This is a genomic window from Microbacterium sp. Nx66, from assembly GCF_904066215.1.
GTDB lineage: Bacteria > Actinomycetota > Actinomycetes > Actinomycetales > Microbacteriaceae > Microbacterium > Microbacterium meiriae.
On record NZ_LR880474.1, the window covers coordinates 2,825,957 to 2,845,348 of the forward strand.

Here is a 19,392-nt window from a genome sequence, read left to right on the forward strand (position 1 = left end):
ATGGAGGCATGAGCGACGTGCTCGACCGCTTCACCCCGGCCACACAGGACTGGTTCCGGGGTGCCTTCACCGCCCCCACACCGGCCCAGGCGGGCGCGTGGGAGGCGGTCTCCGCCGGCAAGCATGCCCTCGTCGTGGCGCCGACAGGATCCGGCAAGACGCTGTCGGCGTTCCTCTGGGCCATCGACAGCGTGTTCCGCGAGCGCGCCGACGCGCCGGAGGAGCCGAAGAAGGACGGGTCCCGGACGCGGATCCTCTACATCTCCCCGCTCAAGGCCCTCGGCGTGGACGTGGAGCGCAACCTGCGTTCGCCGCTCATCGGCATCGGGCAGTCCGCCCGGCGGCTCGGCCTCACCGCCCCCGGCATCACGGTGGGCGTCCGCTCGGGCGACACGACATCGAGCGATCGGCGCAAGCTCGTGTCCGATCCGCCCGACATCCTCATCACCACGCCCGAGTCGCTGTACCTGATGCTCACGAGCAGGGCGGGCGAGACGCTGCGCGACGTGCACACCGTCATCATCGACGAGGTGCACGCCGTCGCCGCCACCAAGCGCGGCGCGCACCTCGCGGTGAGCCTGGAGCGCCTCGACGCCCTCCGTCGCTCCCACGGTGCGGAGACCGCAGCGCAGCGGATCGGCCTGTCCGCCACCGTGCGCCCCATCGACGAGGTGGCGCGCTTCCTCGGCGGCGGTGATCCGGTCGAGATCGTCGCCCCGCCGGCATCGAAGACCTTCGAACTCGGTGTCGTCGTGCCGATGGACGACATGACCAACCCGCCGCCGCCACCCGGGGCCCCGCCGGAGGCGCCGGGCATCGACGCGGAGTACACCGAGGTCACCGGGTCGGTGTGGCCGCACGTCGAGGAGGCGATCGTCGACCGCATCCTCCAGAACAACTCGACCATCGTCTTCGCGAACTCCCGCCGCCTCGCCGAACGGCTGACCGGACGGTTGAACGAGATCTACGCGGAACGGATCGGCGTCGCGCTTCCGGAGCCGACCGTGCCCGCCGCGATGATGGCGCAGGCCGGGTCCACCGCGGGCGCCGATCCCGTGCTCGCCAAGGCCCACCACGGCTCGGTGTCGAAAGAGCAGCGTGCGCAGGTCGAGGAGGAGCTGAAGTCGGGCGTGCTCCGGTGCGTCGTCGCCACGAGCAGCTTGGAGCTCGGCATCGACATGGGTGCCGTCGACCTCGTGATCCAGGTGGAGGCGCCGCCGTCCGCGGCCTCCGGACTCCAGCGCGTGGGTCGCGCCGGGCATCAGGTCGGCGAGATCAGCCGCGCGGCCCTGTTCCCCAAGCACCGCGGCGACGTGCTGCACACCGCGATCGTGACGGAGCGGATGCTGGCGGGGAAGATCGAGGCGATCCAGGTGCCGCGGAATCCGCTCGACATCCTCGCCCAGCAGACCGTCGCGGCCAGCGCCCTCGGCGCCATCAGCGTCGAGGAGTGGTTCGAGACCGTCCGCCGTTCCGCCCCCTTCCAGTCACTCCCCCGTTCCGCCTACGAGGCCACGCTCGACCTGCTGGCCGGCCGTTTCCCCTCCGACGAGTTCGCCGAGCTGCGGCCGCGACTCGTCTGGGATCGCGATGCCGGCACGCTCACCGGCCGCCCGGGCGCACAGCGGATCGCGGTCACCAGCGGCGGCACCATCCCCGACCGCGGGCTCTTCGGCGTCTTCGTGGCGGGCGAGTCCACGGGCGCCCGAGTGGGCGAGCTCGACGAGGAGATGGTCTACGAGTCCCGCGTCGGCGACGTGTTCACCCTGGGGACCACGAGCTGGCGCATCGCCGAGATCACCCACGACCGGGTCAACGTCATCCCCGCCTACGGCCAGCCGGGAAAGGTCCCGTTCTGGCACGGCGACGGCATCGGGCGTCCGTTCGAGCTGGGCGAGGCACTGGGGGCGTTCTCCCGCGAGGTGTCCGCGGCGAAGCCGGAGAAGGCGGAGCAGCGCCTCATCGCCGCCGGACTCGACGAACAGGCGCGCGCGAACCTCCTCGCCCACCTCTCCGAGCAGCGGGAGGCCACGGGCACCCTGCCGACAGACCGCACGCTGACCGTCGAGCGCGGACACGACGAGGTCGGCGACTGGCGCGTCATCCTCCATTCCCCGTACGGCATGAAGGTGCATGCGCCGTGGGCGCTGGCGATCAACGCACGGGTGCGAGAGCGCCTCGGCGTCGAGGGCTCCGCGGTGGCGAGCGACGACGGCATCATCGTCCGCATCCCCGACGCCGAGTCGGAACCGCCCGGCGCGGAGCTGTTCGTCTTCGATCCGGATGAGCTCGAACAGCTCGTCACGCAGGAGGTCGGCGGCTCGGCGCTCTTCGCCTCCCGGTTCCGCGAGTGCGCCGCGCGGGCCCTGCTCATGCCGCGCACGAACCCCAACCGCCGGACGCCGCTGTGGCAACAGCGCCAGCGCTCGGCGCAACTCCTCGAGGTCGCGCGACGCCATCCCACCTTCCCCGTCATCCTGGAGACCCTGCGCGAGGTGCTGCAGGACGTCTACGATCTGCCGTCGCTGCGCAAGCTCGCGACGAGCATCGCCGACCGCCGCATCCGCCTCGTCGAGACGCAGCCGGGGCAGCCGTCGCCCTTCGCGCGCGACCTCCTCTTCGGCTACGTCGGGGCGTTCATGTACGAGGGCGACTCACCGCTCGCGGAACGCCGCGCCGCCGCTCTCTCCGTCGACCCGGCGCTGCTGGGCGAGCTGCTGGGCACGGTCGAGCTGCGCGAGCTCCTCGACCCCGACGTCATCGCCCAGTTCGAGCGCGAGGCCCAGCGGCTCGATCCGGAACGCCGGGCGCGCGGCCTGGAGGGCGTCGCCGACCTGCTCCGGCTGCTCGGCCCGCTCGATGCCGACGAGGTCGCCGCGCGCCTCGATCCCGACTCCACCGCCGGGGCGACCGCGGCGGCACTGCTCGACGACCTCGTGACCGCGCGACGTGCCATCCCGGTCACGATCGCCGGGGTGTCCAGGGTCGCCGCGATCGAAGATGCAGGGCGCCTGCGGGATGCGCTCGGGGCGGCCCTGCCGACCGGCATCCCCGTCGCGTTCCTCGAGCCCCTGGCGGATCCCCTCGGCGACCTCGTGGCCCGTCACGCCCGCACCCACGGCCCCTTCACGACCACGGCCGTCGCCGAGCGGTTCGGCCTCGGCGCCGCCGTCGCCCGGCACACCCTGCAGCGCCTGGAGACGAACGGCCGCCTCACGAGCGGGTACTTCCTCCCCACCGCGGCCGGCAGCGGCGACGACCTCGAGTGGTGCGACACCGAGGTCCTGCGGCGGCTGCGGATGCGGTCGCTCGCGGCGATCCGCGGATCCGTCGAACCCGTCTCGCCCGAGGCGTACGCGCGATTCCTTCCGGACTGGCAGCATCTCGGTCGCCCCCTGGAGGGCATCGACGGCGTGCTCACGGTGATCGAGCAGTTCGCCGGCGTCCCGATCCCGGCCAGCGCCTGGGAGTCGCTCATCCTGCCATCGCGGGTGCGCGACTACTCCCCGGCGATGCTCGACGAGCTCACGGCCGCGGGCGAGGTGATCTGGTCCGGACACGGCACGCTCCCCGGGCGTGACGGGTGGGTCTCGCTGCACCCCGCCGATCTCGCCCCGTTCACGCTGCCCGATCCGGACGCGGAGATCGCCGCGGAGTCGCTCGAAGCGCGCCTCCTCGCGGCCCTCGCGGCGGGCGGCGCCTACTTCGCGGCGCAGCTCAAGGAGATGACCGGCGCCGAGAACGAGCAGTCCGTGCTGGAGGCGCTGTGGTCTCTGACCTGGTCGGGGCATGTGACGAACGACACGTTCGCGCCGATCCGCTCGCTGCTGACCGGCGGCTCCCAGGCCCATAAGGTCAAGCGCCGTGCTCCGCGTGCGCGCACCTATCGCGGCATGTCCCTCACGCGCACGGCTCCTCGACCGACCTCGATCGGCGGACGCTGGTCGTTGCTCCCCGAGGTCGAGACCGACCCGGCGCGCCGCGCGACCGTCACCGCCGGCCTGCTCCTCGACCGGTATGGCGTCGTCACCCGCGGGGCCGTGCAGTCGGAGGGCGTGCCTGGCGGGTTCGCGCAGGCATACCGTGTGCTGGCCGGGTTCGAGGAGGCGGGGCACTGCCGCCGCGGCTACGTGATCGAGAAGCTCGGCGCCGCACAGTTCGCGGCATCGGCCACGGTCGACCGTCTGCGGACCTACGCCGGTCTCGCCGATCCGCCGCCGCGGAAGGCCGTCACCCTGGCGGCCACCGACCCCGCGAACCCCTACGGCGCGGCGCTCGGGTGGCCGAAGCTCGAGGGCGTCTCGCATCGCCCGGGGCGCAAGGCCGGCGGGCTCGTGGTGCTCGTCGACGGCGCGCTCGTTCTGTCGCTCGAGCGCGGCGGACGGACCGTGCTGTGCTTCACGGACGACGAGGAGGTGCTGCAGGCCGCCGCCGCCGACCTCGCGACGACAGCCAGGGACCGCCGCCTCGACACCCTGACCGTCGAGAAGGTGAACGGCGAGGGGGTGTACGGCACGATCCTCGGGCGGGCTCTGCAGGAGGCGGGCTTCGTGCAGACGCCGCGCGGCTTCACCCTCCGCAAGGCCGTCTGACCCGGCCTCACCACGACCACCACCGATCCACCCCTACCCTGGAGCCATGATCCGAGAGTTCGCCGCCGGCGTCCGCACCCTGTTCCGCGGGTTCGGCGTGTGGCGCACCCGTCCGGGGCTGATGGCGCTCGGGCTCGTCCCCGCGATCATCGCGCTCGTCCTCCTCGCCGCCGTCCTCGTGCCGCTGATCCTGTCGATGCCCTCGCTGGCAGCCTGGCTCACCCCGTTCGCCGACGGCTGGGTGGAGCCCTGGCGTGGCGTCCTGCGGACCGCGGTCGGCCTCGTCGTGGTCGCCGCCGCACTCGCTCTGGCCAGCTCCGTGTTCAGCGCTCTCACCCTCACGATCGGCGACCCGTTCTACCAGCGCATCTGGCACGCCGTCGAGAAGGACCTCGGCGACCCGCCTCCTGCGGATGGCGGCAGCTTCTGGACGACCGTCGGCGAGGGCCTCCGGCTCGTCGTGCTCGGCATCCTGATCGCGCTCCTCGTGCTCCTCATCGGCCTGGTGCCCGGCGTCGGCGGTGTCCTCGGAGCGGTCTCCGGTGTCGTCCTCACGGGCCGCCTGCTGGCGCGGGAGCTGACCGGTCGCGCCTTCGACGCCCGTGACCTCAGCCCCGCCGCCCGGGCCGCGCTGTTCTCCGGCAGTCGCGCCCGCGTGCTGGGCTTCGGCGTCGCGACCCAGCTGTGCTTCCTGATCCCCGGGGGTGCCGTCGCCGTGATGCCGGCCGCGGTCGCGGGGAGCACGATGCTGGCGCGAGACATGCAGGCCCGCACCCCACTCGCCGCCGTCCAGCCGACGGCGAGTGCGGCCGTGCCGCACGACCGCACACCCGGGATCGCCTGATGCCCGAGGGCGATACCGTCTTCCGCACCGCACGCCGCCTGGACGAGGCCCTCGCCGGCGGGCAGGTCACGCGCTTCGACCTCCGCGTTCCGCGCTTCGCGACCCTCGATCTGACCGGCCAGCGGGTGCAGGGCGCCGTCCCCCGCGGGAAGCACCTGCTGCTGCGGATCGGCGAGAGCACGCTCCATTCGCATCTGCGCATGGACGGTGCGTGGTTCGTGTACCGGCCCGGTGAGAAGTGGCGGCATCCCGCGTTCAAGGTGCGGGCGATCGTCGGCACGGCCGAACGCGAGGCCGTGGGCGTGGACATCGCCGAAGTCGAGGTCGTCCCCACCCGCGACGAGGACGACCTCGTCGGCTACCTCGGCCCCGACCCGCTCGCGGCCGACTGGGACCCGATCGAGGCCGCACGGCGGCTCGGCACCGACACCCGGGCCATCCACGTCGCCCTGCTCGATCAGCGCAACGTCGCGGGGTTCGGCAACGAGTACGCGGCAGAACTCCTGTTCCTCCGGGGAATCCTGCCGACCACGCCGACTCCCGAGGTCGACGTGGCCGCCCTCCTCGACCTGGGCGTGCGGACCATCCGCGCGAACCGCGACCGCCGCAACCGCACCTTCACCGGCATCGACCGCCCGGGACAGTCCACGTGGGTCTACGGACGCGCCGGACGCCCCTGCCGACGCTGCGGAACGCTCATCCGTCGCGGGGAGCTGGGGGCGGATCCGACCCGTGAGCGGATCACGTTCTGGTGCCCTCGGTGCCAGCGCTGAGCGGTATCCATCCGCGGGAATGAATCTCCCCCTCTCGTGGTTGTTGATATATCCGGAGAGCTCCGGAGCACGGGAGGAATCGTGGGCAAGAACTACGTCGACATCGAGAACGACCACGGAGCGACGCTGCGGTACCGCAAGCACGCCAACGGTCGCGGTCTCGTCGCGCATGGCGCCAAGGTGCATCCGAAGGCGCACATCGAGGCGGGGGCCTACATCGAACCGGGAGCACGCGTCGGAGCGGGGGCCATCGTCGCCCGCGGTGCGTGGGTGGACGAGGACGCCGTGATCGGCGAGGGCGCGTACATCGACGCCCACGCGCACGTCGGCCAGGGCGCGGCGGTCGGCGACCACGCGCACGTCGGGGTCCGCACCGACATCGGGGCCGGGGCCCGCATCGTGCGGGGCGCCCGCATCGGCGACGACGAAACGGTCGCGGCGGGGCTCACCGTCGCCACCGATCAGAAGGGTCTCTGGCTGGCGGCCTGACCGCTCTCAGAGCAGGCGCCGCTCCGACGCCCACGCCGTGAGCTCGTGGCGGGAGGAGAGCTGCAGCTTGCGCAGCACCGACGACACGTGCGTCTCGACGGTCTTGATCGAGATGAAGAGGGCGGTGGCGACCTCCTTGTACGCGTAGCCGCGGGCGATCAACCGCATCACCTCCTGCTCGCGCGAGGAGAGGCGGTCGAGTTCGTCGGTCGCGGTGGCGGTCTCGCCGGCCACGGCGCCGAACGCGTCGAGCACGAATCCCGCGAGCCGCGGCGAGAACACCGCGTCCCCCTCGGCGACGGCGTGCACGGCGGCGCTCACCTCGCCGCCTGACGAGCCCTTCGTGATGTAGCCACGCGCCCCGGCCCGGATGACCCGCACGACATCGGCCGCGGCATCGGAGACGCTGAGGGCCAGGAAGCGCGTGGTCGTCGGTCCCGTCCCTCGGATCACGGCTTCCCCGCCGGTCGCGTCGTCGCCCTCCCCGCCCGGAAGGTGCACATCGAGGAGCACCACGTCGGGCGCCGTCTCCGCGATCACGGCGATCGCCGTGGGCACGTCTGCGGCCTCCCCCACGACCTCCACGCTCGCATCGAGGTCGGCCCGCAGGCCTGAGCGGAAGATGGAGTGGTCGTCGACGATCACGACGCGGAGGCGGTCAGCCACGGGGCTCCTGTCGGCCGGCGCCCCGTTCCGGGGACGAGACGGTGGGCAGGCGCAGATGCACCTCGGTACCGGCGTCGTCGCTGCGCACCGAACCCGTGCCACCCGCGCGACGCAGGCGCCCGATGATCGACTCCCGCACGCCCAGACGGTCGCCCGGCACCTCGTCGAGCCGGAATCCGGGACCGCGGTCGCGGACGAACACGTCGACGCCGTCGACCCGACCCTCGATGTAGACGGAGATCTCGCCGCCGGCGTGCCGCGCGGCGTTCAGCATCGCCTCGCGCGCCGCGGCGGCCAGCTCGCCGCTCGCCCGCTCCGCCGACAGCCCGGCCGAGACCACATCGATCCGGACCGGGTGGTCGATCTCCAGCGCCGCTGCGTAGTCGCGCAGGTCGGTCGGCAGGTCGCTGTCCGCCGGGGCGTCCCCGTCGTAGAGCCACGCGCGCAGCTCCCGCTCCTGCGCCCGGGCCAGCCGTGCCGCCTCGCTCGATGCCCCGGCCCGGTTCTGGATGAGGGCGAGCGTCTGCAGCACCGAGTCGTGCAGATGGGCGGCCATCACGCTGCGCTGCTCCTCTCGGATGCGGCGCACGCGCTCTCCGGCCAGCTCCCGCCAGCGCGGAATGAGGGCCGAAGCCACCACCGCGACCAGCCCGGTCAGCGGGAGCAGCACGAGCACGACGCCCGAGCGGGCGATCGGCCACGAGAGGAGCAGGAGGACCACGAGGCCGAGGATGAGCACCGCGAGGATGCGGACGGTGGTGGTGTGCCGGGGGCCGCGCGCCGTGTCGGTGCGATCGATGAGCGTCGCCCACAGCCCGGAGGCGGTCGCGCACAGCGTGGTCCCGCCGACCACCACGGCCGCCGTCCCCGGAGGGATCGAGCCGTTCAGCCAGTCGCTGCCCCCGCGCCACACCACGACGACGAGGGCGCCGACGGCCGCGGGGACCAGCAGGAGCCAGGCGACCGGGAGGCGACGCGTCGGCGCCGTCGTCCCCTCCGTCCACGGCATGAAGGTCCAGCACCAGGCGTACAGGAGCACGCCCGCACCCCCGCAGAGCGTCAGGGCGACGAACAGCGCCCGCACCAGGCCCACGTGCACTCCGAGGTGCCGCGCGAGCCCGGCGCTCACTCCGGTCACGAGAGCGTCGCGGTCGCGGGTCAGCGCCGGACGCACGGTCGCCGGCGCGGGGCCGGGGAGCGTGGAGACGGCGGAGGGCATACCGTCATCCAATCATCCTGTCCCCCGCTCGGGGTCCTCCCCGGCGCGGAATCAGGGTGCGCTCAGGGGATCCCCCCATGGCCTCACGGCGCCGGCGACCGCGAGGATCGACTCATGACGATTCCGACCGCTCCGCCGCCGCCCGCCGAGCCCGCCCCGTCGACGCCGGACACCCCTCGCGCACCGCGCGGCGCCGACCGCTTCCTGCTGTGGGTCGCCGGCCTCGGCGTCGTCCGCACCGACGGGTGGCTCGGCGGCGTGGCCGCGGGCATCGCGATCCGGCTGCGCATCGATCCGCTGATCGTGCGCGGAATCCTCGTCGTCACGGCCCTCTTCGGTCTTCCGGCCCTGTTCCTGTACGCCCTCGCCTGGGCCGTGCTGCCGGACGTCGACGGCCGCGTGCACCTGCGCGATCTGCTGCAGCGCCGGTACGACCCCGTGCAGCTCGGCATCCTCGCCCTCGCCGTGATCGGCCTCTTCCCGACGGCCCCGCTCACCGGGCGCCTGTTCGGACTCGGCTACGACGGCTGGTCGGCACTGTCGACCTTCACCTGGGTGGTCGGGCTCGTGCTCGCCGCCGCCTTGCTCTTCCTCATCGTGCGTGCCGCGCGCCGCACCCCGGGCGCTTCCGCGCCGGATCTGCCGGGGGCTTCCGCAGATCCGGCGGCCCCGGCCGCGTCCGCCCCCCTCGCGGGTTCGGGTCCCGCCACGGGGGCGGACGCCACTCCTCCCGCGGCGACGGACGCGCCTCCCCCGACGACGCTCCCCGCCGAACTCCCGAACGACGTCCTCGCCATCCCTGCACCTCCGGCACCCCTGCCTCCGGGCACCCAGGACCCCGCCGCGCTGGAGGCCTGGCGCGCCCAGCATGCCGCGTGGAAGGAGCAGGATCAGGCCTGGCGCCGTCAGCAGCAGGATGCGGAGCGCGCCGCACGCGACCAGCTCCGCCGGGAGCGTCAGGCCGAAGCCGCCGTCTTCGCCGCCGAGGCCGCGGAGCGCCGACGCCTCCGCCGCGCGTCCAACCCGCGCGCCGGCTTCCCGTTCGTCATGGCCGCGCTCGGACTCGCGATCGTGGTCGGCGCCGGGGTGGGACTCGCCGTCGGTGAAGCCCTCGGCGGCGCGCTGGGGCTGTTGTCCGGCGCACTGGTCCTGGCCCTGGCGATGATCACGGCCGGAGCCCTCCGTCGCCGCAGCGGCGCACTGGCCTTCCTCACCGTGCTGACGCTGGCCGCGGGTCTCCTCACCGGCTTCCTGTCCACGATGCCCGGTCTCACCCTCGGGTACGCCTCGCTCACGAACAACCAGGAGGCGCACATCCGACAGCCGTTCGGCGATCTGTACCTGCAGCTCCACCCGCACGACGGCGGCCCCCGCCCCATCGAGATCGAGAAGGGATCGGGGCGGACCGAGATCTTCGTCGACGCCGGCGTGCAGCTGCAGCTCCGCGGCACTGTCGGCGACGCCGTGGAGGTGAGCTGGCTCCGCGTCGATCCGGACGATCCGATGGTCATGGACACCGGCGTCATCTCGACCCGGCCACGGGGCGAGGAGAACGTCCTCACCGCGAACATCTCCGCCGAGGAGGGCAGCCCCTCCACGATCCAGCCCGTGACCATCGACCAGTCGAGCGGCGTCATCGTCGTGACCCTGCAGGAGCCCGAGGAGGGCCAGGAATGAGCACCGAGACCATCACCGCACCACGGGTGCGCTGGGCATCCATCATCTGGGGCACGACCTTCGCCGCGATCGCCGTGGGGGCGCTGTGGTTCCTCGCCGACGCGGATCGCCGCGCCGCGCTGGCCGACGGCGTGGGGACGATGACTCCCGCCACCCTGCTCACGATCGTGCTCCTCACCGCGGGAGCTCTGTTCCTCGTGGGCGGTGTCGCCGGGCTGGTCCGCCGGACTCAGCGGAACTCCCCCGCCGAGGACTCGGAGGACCCCGAGTAGCCTGGATCCCATGGCGCACCAGGGACGACGACCCGCGAAAGGCTCCGGCAAGGGCTCACCCGCCCACCGGGGCCGTGCCGCGGGCGGCGGCTCACGCCAGGGGAAGCCGGCTCCGCGCCGCTCACCCCGCGCCGAGAAGGTCGTGTTCGACGCTCCGACCGCCACACCCGAGGAGCCGCGGACGTTCCGCCTCGGCGCCGTGCCCGGAGCGACGCCGGGCAAGTGGATCGACACGTGGAAGCGGCGCCTGCCCCACGTGGCCCTCGAGCTCGTCGCGATCGAGGTCGCCGGGCAGCGAGAGGCGCTCGATGATCTCGACGCCGCCCTCGTGCGCCTCCCGCTGGACGACGACGCCCTGCACGTCATCCCGCTGTACGACGAGGTCCCCGTCGTCGTGGCCTCGACCGATTCGCACCTGCTCGCGGCGGACGAGCTGACGACCGCCGACCTCGACGGCGAGGTGCTGTTCTCCCTGTCCGACGACGTGCTCGGGCCGGTCGAGCTGCCGGGCACCATCCCTGCACGCGTCGGACCCCTGTCGACAGGCGACGCGATCGCCACGGCGGCGACCGGTGTGGGCGTCGTCGTCGTCCCGATGTCACTGGCCCGACTGCACCACCGGAAGGACGCCGACTATCGGGTCCTCGCCGACGGCCCGGTCTCGACCGTGGCCCTCGCCTGGCCGCGCGACCGAACCACGCCTGACGTCGAGACCTTCGTCGGGATCGTCCGAGGACGCACCGCGAACTCGTCCCGCTAAGCCGTCGGGCCGGGACGCTCCCCCTCGTTAGAATCGCCTGATGGCCTCGCTTCTCTACGTCTGCGTGCGACCCGAGACCGGGGCGGCGGATGCCGAGCACGCCTCGTTCCGGCGGGCACTCGGAGTCGACGTGGTCGACCGTCTCGATCTGCTGCACGAGCCGCTGACCGAAGCCCACCTCGACCGCTACCGCGGCGTCGTCGTCGGCGGCTCTCCGTTCAACGTCACCGACGTCGAGAAGACCCCGGTGCAGCGCCGCGTGGAGGCCGATCTGGAGACGCTCGCCCGCGCCGCACGGGAACAGCGGATCGCCGCCTTCTTCACGTGCTTCAGCATCGGGGTGCTCACCCGCCTCCTCGGCGGCGAGGTCGTGACGACCATGCCGGAGGCGGCGAGCGCGACCGTCATCGACACGACGCCGGAGGGCGCCGTCGATCCCGTGTTCGGCCCGTCCGGTCCGGCACTCACCGTCTTCACCGCGCACAAGGAGAGCGCCGCCACGACTCCGCCGGGAGCCGTGCTGCTCGCCACCAACGCGACCTGCCCCGTGCAGGCCTACCGGGTGGGGACGCACCTGTACGCCGCGCAGTTCCATCCCGAGCCGACGCCGCGCGACTTCGCCGACCGGATGACGTTCTACCGCACGACGGGGTACTTCGATCCGGCCCAGTTCGACGCGGTGCAGCAGGAGGTCCTCGCGGCCTCGGTCACCGAGGGCGCCGCCCTGCTCCGCCGCTTCGCCGAGCTGTTCGGCTGAGATCAGGTCGGCGCGTCGCCGCGGAGCAGCGGGATGCGCTCGCGCAGGTAGGCCTCCAGCGGCATGAACCCGCCCGCCTGGCTCCAGCGCACCGACGGCACGCCGTCGATGAGCGCGAGCGGACCGGAGGAGCCTCCGGCATCCACCGCGTCGACGTCGATCACGCTCCAGCCGACGTGCACGACATCCCCCTCATGGAAGCCGCCCCGGAGCGCGAGGGCCCGGCGCTCGGCCCGTGCCCGCGCCGACTCGGCGGTGTATCCCCGACGCCCCGGGTCCGCCGCGCGGAGCACCTCCGCCGTCGCCAGGGCATGCGTGTCGGTGAGCAGGATGACGCCGAGGTGCCAGGCCTCGCCGACACGGACGATCCGCCGCCCGCGCCAGCGCGAGTCCTTCTCCTCGCCGAGGCCCTCGCGGGGTGCGCCGGCGAGCTCCTGCACGGCCTGGGTCAGCAGGGCGGAGGCGGTGGTCACAGCTCCCCCAGCGTGGTCTGGTCGGCGAGGCGCGGGCCGGCGACCTGCGCACGATCGCCCCGCAGCGTCATCCCGATCAGCGGGTACAGGAGCACCGACAGCATGCCCGCCCCGACGAGCGCGGCCGCGGTCCCGGAGTCGAGCATGTCCTGATCCACGCCGATCGCGGTGACCGCGACGATGATCGGCAGCCCGGTGGCCGCGAGCAGGCCGAGGGCGGCACGGTCGCGTCCGCTCGCGCCCGCCGGGGCGGAGAGCTGAGCGGCCGACCCGCGGATCACCAGGAGCGCCAGCAGGAACACCGGCACCAGGGACATCGCCGAGGGAGACGTCAGTAGCGCCTGCAGGTCGAAGGTCACGCCCGTGTAGAGGAAGAACACCGGGACGAGGAAGCCGAACGCGAGCCCCTCGATCTTGCTCTCGACCTCGGCCGCGTCCTTCTCGGGTGCCCGCGCCATGATGATGCGCCAGATGGCCCCCGCGACGAAGGCGCCGAGGAGCATGTCCAGGTCGAGCATCACGCTGAGGCCGACGAGGGCCGCGATGAGGAGGATCACGAAGCGCACCCCGAACTGGTCGGAGGTGTGGAGGGTCGCGCGCACGATGCCGTGCAGGCGCCCGTGCGGCACCCGGTGCGCGACGAGGACGGCGAGTCCCGCGAGCACGACGAAAGTCAGCAGCACCGCCGTGGCCAGGGGCGTCGTCCGGGTGCTCAGGAAGATCGAGATCGCGATCAGCGGCAGGAACTCCCCCACGGCGCCGATGGTGCTGATGGCACGGCCGAACGGGGTGTCCAGCTCCTTCGCATCGCGCAGGATCGGCATCAGCGTGCCGAGGGCGGTCGAGCTCAACGCGATCCCGATGACGACCATGCCCTCGCCCGGGGCGAAGAAGAATCCGAGCCCGATGCCCAGCAGCACGCTGAGCAGCCAGCCCAGCGACGCCCGGGCCAGGGGCTTCCCGGCCACTTGGCGGAAGTCGATCTCGGAGCCGGCGACGAAGAACAGCACGGCCAGGCCGAAGTCGCTGAGCTTCTCCAGGAGGGGCCCTGGCTCCACCCAGCCGAGCACCGCAGGACCGACGAGGATCCCGAGGACGAGCTCGAACACGACGATCGGCACCCGGACGAGCGGACGGACGCCGCGTGCGAGAAGCGGTGCGGCCACCGCCAGCAGCGGGATCAGCACCAGTCCGACGTCGCTCGCATCCACGGTCTCAGGGTAGCGACGCCGCGGGCGATTCGCTCCCCGCCCGCGCGACACGGCAGAATCGATGCACACCCCGAGGAGCAGCCATGACCCAGCCCGATACCGCCCGACTGCTGATCGCCTGCGACGACCAGCCCGGCATCGTCGCCGCGGTCGCCGGCGTGCTCGCCCGGCACGGGGCGAACATCATCTCGCTCGACCAGCACTCGACCGACTCCGAGGGTGGCCGATTCTTCCAGCGGACGGTCATCCACCTCGACGGCCTGTCCGCCGCGCGCCCCGCCCTGGAGGCCGACATCGCGGCGGTCGCGGAGCGCTTCGGCATGGAGTGGTCGCTGCACGACGTCGCCCGGCGCAAGCGCGTGGCGATCTTCGTCTCGAAGTACGACCACTGCCTCATGGAGCTGCTCTGGCGCACGCAGCGGGGGCAGCTCGACATCGACATCACCATGGTCGTCTCGAACCACCCCGACCTCGCCGAGGCGGTCCGCTCCTTCGGAGTGCCGTTCGTGCACATCCCCTCGACGGACAAGCAGGCGATGGAGGAGCGTCAGCTCGACCTCCTCCGCGGCAACGTCGATCTCGTCGTGCTCGCCCGGTACATGCAGATCCTCAGCGACGACTTCATCACGCGCCTCGAAGCCCCGGTCATCAACATCCACCACTCGTTCCTGCCCGCCTTCATCGGCGCGAACCCCTACGCCAGGGCGAAGGAGCGCGGCGTGAAGCTGATCGGTGCCACGGCGCACTACGCCACAGCCGACCTCGACGAGGGGCCGATCATCGAGCAGGACGTCACGCGGGTCACGCACTCCGAGTCCGCGGCCGAGCTGCAGAGCCGGGGCGCCGACGTCGAGCGTCTGGTGCTCGCCCGTGCCGTGCAGTGGCATGCCGAGGACCGCGTGATCGTGCACGGCCGCTCGACCGTCATCCTGTAGCGCTCCGCCGCTCAGCGGTCGGCGTTCTCAACGGCCGGGGACCCCGGCGGCGAGCTCTGCGAAGACCTCGGCGGCGGTCGTCCCGCGCGCGAGCGGGGCGGCCTGCCCCATCCACAGCGACTGCAGCTCGCCGAGATTCTGCTCTCCTGCCGCCGCGCGGAAGCGTCCGGTGAGCCAGTTCTGCATCGGGAACGGGGCGATCGTGCCGCTCGCCTCGATCGCCCGCACCGCGCGATTGCGGGCTCCGCGGGCGAGGCGTCCGCTCATCGCCTTCGTCAGCACGGTCTCGTCGGCGGCAGTGGTCCGGATGGCGTCGCGGTGCGCTGCCGTCGCGGCGGATTCGGCGGTCGCGAGGAACGCCGTCCCGACCTGCACGCCGGAGGCACCGAGGGCGAAGGCCGCCGCGACCCCGCGGCGGTCGGCGATCCCGCCGGCGGCGATGACGGGCACGTCGACCGCGTCCACGACCTGGGGCACGAGCGCGATGGTGCCGACGAGCGACTCGGTCGCGGGGCGCAGGAACGACACGCGGTGCCCGGCCGCCTCAGCTCCGGACGCGACGACGGCATCGACTCCGGCTTCGGCGAGCGCGACCGCTTCGGCGACCGTGGTGGCGGTGCCGACGACCCGGATGCCGCGGTCGCGGGCCTCGGCGACGACGGCGGGCGACGGCACCCCGAACACCACGCTCAGCACGGCGGGGGCGACCTCCCAGACCGCGTCGAGCTGCTCGTCGAGGTCGGGCATGTAACGCTCGGGGCGTGCCGGCACCGGAACCCCGACGGCCTCGTAGAACGGCTCCAGCGCCTGCGCGAAGACCGTGTGCTGCGGGTTCGGCACGGCCTCGTCACCCAGGGGCAGCCAGATGTTCAGCGCGAAGGGGCGGTCCGTGGCGCGGTGCAGCTCGGCCCCGACCTCCCGGATCCGGTCCCCGTCGTAGCCATAGAGACCGTAGGATCCGAGCCCGCCGGCCGCGCTCACCGCCGCCGTCAGCTCCACCGACGAGGTCCCCCCGAACGCCCCCAGCACGATCGGATTCTCCACTCCCAGAAGTTCTTCTGTCGCCATACCCCGACGGTACGCCTTCGAATCGCCTGAATGGCTCCATCGGCGGCCCGGATACAGCGATCCAGGCGATTCGAACGGGGTAAGCTCGCGGCATGAGCGAGTGGTTCGGGCAGATGCTCGGCTTCGTCGCGGCCGCGATCGGCCTTGTGACGATGCCGGATGCCGCCGCGCTCGGGCTCGCGATCGCGCTGCTCGCCGTCACCGTCCTCACGCTCGCGCTCGTGCTGAGCGTGCGCCACCAGGCCTCCGCCGATGCCCCGCACCCGCTGCGGGCGATCGATGTCGGAACGCTCCTCCCGCAGAGCGATCCGGATGCCGCCGGGCACCCTCGTCCGCGAGCGCCGGGAGTCGCGACCGCCGCGTAGTCCGTCCGACCGGGACCGCGCGGCCTTCGCCGACCCTTCCCGACCTCATCGAACGGACCTTCCCGTGGACATCTTCGCCTTCCCTCCCCTTGCCGCGCTCCTGGACGCCGCCTACGGCGCCCTGAACGGCCTCTCCACCCTTCTCGAACCCCTCGCCGGCCCCTCCGCCGCCGCCCTCGCCGTGGTCCTGGTGACCCTCCTCGTGCGCGCCCTCCTCATCCCTGTCGGCATCTCCCAGGCCCGAGCCGAGCAGACCAGGGCCCGCCTCGCCCCGAAACTGCGCGCGCTGCAGCAGCGCCACCGGAAGAACCCGGAGCGCCTGCAGCAGGAGATGATGGCGCTCTACCGGGCCGAGAACACCTCGCCCTTCGCAGGGATGCTGCCCGTGCTGGCGCAGGCACCCGTCGTCGGGCTGCTGTACACCCTGTTCCTGCGACCGGAGATCGCCGGACACCCGAATGAATTGCTCACCCACGACCTCTTCGGTGCCCCGCTCGGCACGAGCCTGGTGTCGGCCCTGTTCGGCGGCACAGCGACCCCGGCGACGTTCGCGGTCTTCGGCGTGCTGCTGGCCGTGATGGTCGCCGTCGCCGAGGTCACCCGGCGGGTGTTCCGGCCGGTCCCCGTCGAAGGCGACGACTCCCCGCTCAGCTCCCCCGGCATGCTGCGGATGATGTCGGCGCTGCACTACCTCACCGCGGTGTTCGCGGCCTTCGTCCCCCTGGCCGCCGCGCTCTATCTCACGGTCACGGTGGTGTGGACCCTCGTGCAGCGGGTGATCCTGCGCCGCCGCTACCCGCTGCCGCAGCCGGCCGTCGTCCGGGCGTGAGAGCCGCTCGGCCGGAGGGGTCAGTCCGGAAGCGGGATCGGAGCGGTGAACGGTCCCGCGGCACCGTCGCCCCTCCGGTCGCGGCGCACGCCGAGAGTGGTCCCGACGCTCGCCGCGATCACGAGCGCCACCGCGAGCAGCCGCAGCGGCGTGGCGTCCTGTCCGAGGATGAGCCACCCGGCGAGCGTCGCGAACGCCGGCTCGAGGCTCAGCAGCACCCCGAACACCCGCTGCGGGAGCCGACGGAGCGCCGCGAGCTCGAAGCTGTACGGGATGACGGACGAGAGCACCGCGGTGACCGCCGCAAGCAGGAGGAGCTGCGGGTCCAGCGCCACGGTGGCCGCCGCGGGCACACCCACGGGGATGAGGAGCACGGCCGCGACGACGAGTCCCATCGCGAGCCCACTGCTGCCGGGGATGAGGGCGCCGACGCGCGCGCTCATCCGGATGTACATGACCCAGAATCCGGCCGCGATGAGGATGAAGACCACGCCGAGCGGGTCGAGGGGCTCGGCGCCGACGAGGCCGTCCACGCCGAGCAGCGCCATGCCGAGCAGGGCCACGCCCACCCACACCGCATCCCGGAGACGACGGGTCAGCACGGCGGCGAGCACGAGCGGCCCGAGGAACTCGATCGCCACGGCCGGCCCCAGGGGGATGCGGTCGATGGCCGCGTAGAAGAAGCCGTTCATCGCCGCGAGCGACACCCCGAACAGCACCGCGGCGAGCCACTGCGACCGGGTCCAGGCGCGGGGCCGCGGTCGCACGATGACGACCAGCAGCAGCGCGGCGATCGCGACGCGGAGCGATGTCACGCCCCACGGCCCGAGGACGGGGAAGAGCTGCGCGGCGACGGCGGCGCCGAACGGCAGGGAGAGGCAGGATCCGATGACGAGGGCGACGCCCACGAGGGGTCCGGATGTCGCGGGTCTCTGCACCAGACAAGCTTAGGCGGCGGGGTCCTGCCTCCCCGCCGCCTGCGCCCTCCTCACGCGGATCAGAGCGGCTTGCCGCCCGTCACCGCGAGGACTGCTCCGGACACGTACGACGACTCCGCCGAGGCGAGGTACACGTAGGCTCCGGCGAGTTCCGCGGGCTGGCCGGCGCGCCCCAGCGGCGTGTCCTGCCCGAACGTCTCCAGGCGCTCCGGCCCCCATCCGGTCGCGGGGATCAGCGGCGTCCAGATCGGACCGGGGGCGACGGCGTTGACGCGCACGCCGCGCGGCCCTGCCTCCTCTGCGAGCGCCTTGACGAACGCGACCTGTGCTGCCTTCGTCATGGCGTAGTCGATGAGACCCGGTGACGGCTGCGCCGACTGCACCGACGAGGTCACGATGATGCTGGATCCGGGCTCGAGGTCAGGGAAGGCGGCACGTGCCGAGAAGACGAGACCGGCGAGGTTCGTGCCGAACACTCGACGCATCTTCTCGGTGTCGAGGTTCTCGAACCCGTCGATGTCGTGCTGGTAGGCCGCGTTGAGGACGAGCACGTCGAGGCCGCCGAGTTCGCGGCGCGCGCGGTGCACGGCGTCGGTCGCGAAGGCCTCCTCGCGGACGTCGCCGGGGATGCTGACGCCGGTGCGACCGGCCTCACGGACGAGCGCGAGCGTCTCCTCCGCATCCTCCTGCTCCTCGGGCATGTGGACGATGGCCACGTCTGCACCCTCGCGGGCGAAGGCGATCGCGACGGCACGCCCGATCCCCGAGTCGCCGCCGGTGATGAGGGCACGCCGCCCCTCGAGCCGCCCGTGGCCGACGTAGGACTGCTCGCCGTGGTCGGGCTCCGGGGTGGTCTTCTCGGTGAGGCCCGGCTGGTCCTGGCTCTGCGCCGGGAACCCGTCCTCGTGGTGCGCGTGTCGGGGGTCGGTGAGGCCGCCGTCGCGGGTGGTGTCGGTCATTTCCGCTCCTCCTGTCATGGGGCTGACGATCAGGTCGTGATCGAGCCTCGCGGCTTCGGAGGGCGGACGGCAGGGGGTTGACAGCCCCGGGCGGTCTCCGGGAAACCGGCCTCAGCCGGCGGAGGGGGCGTCGCCGTGCGGGGGCTCGGCGTTCTCGGCGGGCTCGGGAACCAGGTAGAGCCCGGTGGGAGCGTTGGCGGTGAAGGCGAGCGCCTCGATCCAGGCCCGGTTGACGGCGGGCTGCCGGCTGCCGAAGTACTTGAAGACGAGCGAGCTGCCCGGCTGGATCCAGACGGTGGTCCGGCCGCCGCCCACGCTGGCGTCCTCACGCCAGCTGAACGGGAACGGCTCGCCGCGGCGCAGCTTGGCCGTGATCACGAGCTGCAGGTGCGTGAGCGCCCGATCCTCGATCTCGGTCTTCACGCTGCCTTCGTAGATGAACTTGCCCATCGGGTGATGCTCCTCGGTCGGGTGGTCCTCAGCCCGGCGGACACTGCCGGGATCGGCCTATGGGTAGAGGGTAAGCCCTCGGACGGGGCGCGCGGCAAATCGGCCTCGGAGGGCG

General features: G+C 72.7%; 19 protein-coding genes. 11 read left to right on the plus strand and 8 right to left on the minus strand.

The features are described 5' to 3' along the window. The first annotated feature begins 8 nt into the window (after positions 1-8). The 4 genes from MICNX66_RS13645 (at position 9) to MICNX66_RS13660 (ending at position 6,698) form a co-directional block, all read left to right on the plus strand. On the plus strand, positions 9-4,592 hold the full coding sequence (locus MICNX66_RS13645; RefSeq protein WP_187662315.1) for an ATP-dependent helicase: 4,584 nt from the start codon (positions 9-11) through the stop codon (positions 4,590-4,592). A 46-nt stretch (positions 4,593-4,638) separates the two neighbouring features. Further along, entirely contained in the window at positions 4,639-5,436 is a 798-nt protein-coding gene (locus MICNX66_RS13650) for an EI24 domain-containing protein (RefSeq protein WP_187662316.1), read from the plus strand. After that, on the plus strand, positions 5,436-6,209 hold the full coding sequence (locus MICNX66_RS13655) for an Fpg/Nei family DNA glycosylase (protein WP_187662317.1): 774 nt from the start codon (positions 5,436-5,438) through the stop codon (positions 6,207-6,209). Before MICNX66_RS13650 ends, MICNX66_RS13655 begins: the two co-directional genes overlap by 1 nt. An 81-nt stretch (positions 6,210-6,290) precedes the next feature. After that, a complete protein-coding gene (locus MICNX66_RS13660; RefSeq protein ID WP_025102471.1) occupies positions 6,291-6,698 on the plus strand; it encodes a DapH/DapD/GlmU-related protein in 408 nt (135 codons plus the stop codon). A gap of 6 nt (positions 6,699-6,704) precedes the next feature. Here MICNX66_RS13660 and MICNX66_RS13665 read toward each other — a convergent pair whose 3' ends face one another. After that, positions 6,705-7,364 carry a LuxR C-terminal-related transcriptional regulator gene (locus tag MICNX66_RS13665; RefSeq protein WP_187662318.1) on the minus strand — a complete coding sequence of 220 codons (660 nt, stop codon included), beginning with the start codon at positions 7,362-7,364 and terminating at the stop codon, positions 6,705-6,707. Continuing rightward, positions 7,357-8,583, minus strand: coding sequence for an ATP-binding protein (locus MICNX66_RS13670; RefSeq protein WP_187662319.1), 1,227 nt, complete (start codon positions 8,581-8,583; stop codon positions 7,357-7,359). The genes MICNX66_RS13665 and MICNX66_RS13670 overlap by 8 nt, the downstream gene beginning before the upstream one ends. A 114-nt stretch (positions 8,584-8,697) precedes the next feature. Between MICNX66_RS13670 and MICNX66_RS13675 the strand changes: the two genes are divergently transcribed. The 4 genes from MICNX66_RS13675 to MICNX66_RS13690 are packed head-to-tail and all read left to right on the plus strand — an operon-like array spanning position 8,698 to position 12,049. Further along, positions 8,698-10,260, plus strand: a complete 1,563-nt coding sequence (locus MICNX66_RS13675; protein ID WP_187662320.1) for a PspC domain-containing protein — start codon at positions 8,698-8,700, stop codon at positions 10,258-10,260. Continuing rightward, the gene (locus MICNX66_RS13680) at positions 10,257-10,532 is read left to right on the plus strand and encodes a hypothetical protein (RefSeq protein ID WP_187662321.1); all 276 of its coding nucleotides are present in this window, start codon (positions 10,257-10,259) and stop codon (positions 10,530-10,532) included. Before MICNX66_RS13675 ends, MICNX66_RS13680 begins: the two co-directional genes overlap by 4 nt. A 10-nt stretch (positions 10,533-10,542) precedes the next feature. Beyond that, the gene (locus tag MICNX66_RS13685; RefSeq protein ID WP_187662322.1) at positions 10,543-11,292 is read left to right on the plus strand and encodes a substrate-binding domain-containing protein; all 750 of its coding nucleotides are present in this window, start codon (positions 10,543-10,545) and stop codon (positions 11,290-11,292) included. Positions 11,293-11,332: 40 nt separating this feature from the next. Then, entirely contained in the window at positions 11,333-12,049 is a 717-nt protein-coding gene (locus tag MICNX66_RS13690; protein ID WP_187662323.1) for a glutamine amidotransferase-related protein, read from the plus strand. Positions 12,050-12,051: 2 nt separating this feature from the next. Here the strand turns inward: MICNX66_RS13690 and MICNX66_RS13695 are convergent, their stop codons facing one another. Together MICNX66_RS13695 and MICNX66_RS13700 are read right to left on the minus strand one after the other, a co-directional pair. After that, positions 12,052-12,522: a glutaminase gene (locus tag MICNX66_RS13695; RefSeq protein WP_187662324.1), complete on the minus strand. Its 471-nt coding sequence runs from the start codon at positions 12,520-12,522 to the stop codon at positions 12,052-12,054. Next, positions 12,519-13,733 carry a cation:proton antiporter gene (locus MICNX66_RS13700; RefSeq protein ID WP_062632981.1) on the minus strand — a complete coding sequence of 405 codons (1,215 nt, stop codon included), beginning with the start codon at positions 13,731-13,733 and terminating at the stop codon, positions 12,519-12,521. Before MICNX66_RS13700 ends, MICNX66_RS13695 begins: the two co-directional genes overlap by 4 nt. Positions 13,734-13,816: 83 nt before the next feature. Here MICNX66_RS13700 and purU point away from each other — a divergent pair, with 83 nt between their 5' ends. Further along, positions 13,817-14,668, plus strand: a complete 852-nt coding sequence (gene purU / locus MICNX66_RS13705; protein WP_187662325.1) for a formyltetrahydrofolate deformylase — start codon at positions 13,817-13,819, stop codon at positions 14,666-14,668. 27 nt (positions 14,669-14,695) lie between these two features. Here the strand turns inward: purU and MICNX66_RS13710 are convergent, their stop codons facing one another. Next, complete coding sequence (locus MICNX66_RS13710; protein ID WP_187662326.1) at positions 14,696-15,736, minus strand: NAD(P)H-dependent flavin oxidoreductase; 1,041 nt, start codon at positions 15,734-15,736, stop codon at positions 14,696-14,698. A gap of 92 nt (positions 15,737-15,828) precedes the next feature. Between MICNX66_RS13710 and MICNX66_RS13715 the strand changes: the two genes are divergently transcribed. Both MICNX66_RS13715 and MICNX66_RS13720 read left to right on the plus strand, forming a co-directional pair. Then, complete coding sequence (locus tag MICNX66_RS13715; protein ID WP_085606466.1) at positions 15,829-16,101, plus strand: DUF6412 domain-containing protein; 273 nt, start codon at positions 15,829-15,831, stop codon at positions 16,099-16,101. 64 nt (positions 16,102-16,165) lie between these two features. Continuing rightward, on the plus strand, positions 16,166-16,930 hold the full coding sequence (locus MICNX66_RS13720; RefSeq protein WP_187662327.1) for a YidC/Oxa1 family membrane protein insertase: 765 nt from the start codon (positions 16,166-16,168) through the stop codon (positions 16,928-16,930). A gap of 20 nt (positions 16,931-16,950) precedes the next feature. Here MICNX66_RS13720 and MICNX66_RS13725 read toward each other — a convergent pair whose 3' ends face one another. From MICNX66_RS13725 to MICNX66_RS13735, 3 genes are all read right to left on the minus strand, one after another. After that, positions 16,951-17,868, minus strand: coding sequence for an EamA family transporter (locus tag MICNX66_RS13725; protein ID WP_187662328.1), 918 nt, complete (start codon positions 17,866-17,868; stop codon positions 16,951-16,953). A gap of 59 nt (positions 17,869-17,927) precedes the next feature. Further along, positions 17,928-18,827 carry an SDR family oxidoreductase gene (locus tag MICNX66_RS13730; RefSeq protein WP_187662329.1) on the minus strand — a complete coding sequence of 300 codons (900 nt, stop codon included), beginning with the start codon at positions 18,825-18,827 and terminating at the stop codon, positions 17,928-17,930. 111 nt (positions 18,828-18,938) lie between these two features. Then, positions 18,939-19,277: a DUF7882 family protein gene (locus tag MICNX66_RS13735; RefSeq protein WP_187662330.1), complete on the minus strand. Its 339-nt coding sequence runs from the start codon at positions 19,275-19,277 to the stop codon at positions 18,939-18,941. Between the last annotated feature and the right edge of the window lie 115 nt (positions 19,278-19,392).

What these genes read in the sequence shown, in the direction of transcription:
- MICNX66_RS13655 (WP_187662317.1), top strand. Translation starts at nt 5,436, where the DNA reads ATGCCCGAGGGCGATACCGTCTTCCGCACCGCACGCCGCCTGGACGAG.
- MICNX66_RS13690 (WP_187662323.1), top strand. Translation starts at nt 11,333, where the DNA reads ATGGCCTCGCTTCTCTACGTCTGCGTGCGACCCGAGACCGGGGCGGCG.
- MICNX66_RS13710 (WP_187662326.1), bottom strand. Translation starts at nt 15,736, where the DNA reads ATGGCGACAGAAGAACTTCTGGGAGTGGAGAATCCGATCGTGCTGGGG.
- MICNX66_RS13675 (WP_187662320.1), top strand. Translation starts at nt 8,698, where the DNA reads ATGACGATTCCGACCGCTCCGCCGCCGCCCGCCGAGCCCGCCCCGTCG.
- MICNX66_RS13715 (WP_085606466.1), top strand. Translation starts at nt 15,829, where the DNA reads ATGAGCGAGTGGTTCGGGCAGATGCTCGGCTTCGTCGCGGCCGCGATC.
- MICNX66_RS13645 (WP_187662315.1), top strand. Translation starts at nt 9, where the DNA reads ATGAGCGACGTGCTCGACCGCTTCACCCCGGCCACACAGGACTGGTTC.
- purU (WP_187662325.1), top strand. Translation starts at nt 13,817, where the DNA reads ATGACCCAGCCCGATACCGCCCGACTGCTGATCGCCTGCGACGACCAG.
- MICNX66_RS13650 (WP_187662316.1), top strand. Translation starts at nt 4,639, where the DNA reads ATGATCCGAGAGTTCGCCGCCGGCGTCCGCACCCTGTTCCGCGGGTTC.
- MICNX66_RS13730 (WP_187662329.1), bottom strand. Translation starts at nt 18,827, where the DNA reads ATGACCGACACCACCCGCGACGGCGGCCTCACCGACCCCCGACACGCG.
- MICNX66_RS13685 (WP_187662322.1), top strand. Translation starts at nt 10,543, where the DNA reads ATGGCGCACCAGGGACGACGACCCGCGAAAGGCTCCGGCAAGGGCTCA.
- MICNX66_RS13680 (WP_187662321.1), top strand. Translation starts at nt 10,257, where the DNA reads ATGAGCACCGAGACCATCACCGCACCACGGGTGCGCTGGGCATCCATC.
- MICNX66_RS13735 (WP_187662330.1), bottom strand. Translation starts at nt 19,277, where the DNA reads ATGGGCAAGTTCATCTACGAAGGCAGCGTGAAGACCGAGATCGAGGAT.
- MICNX66_RS13670 (WP_187662319.1), bottom strand. Translation starts at nt 8,583, where the DNA reads ATGCCCTCCGCCGTCTCCACGCTCCCCGGCCCCGCGCCGGCGACCGTG.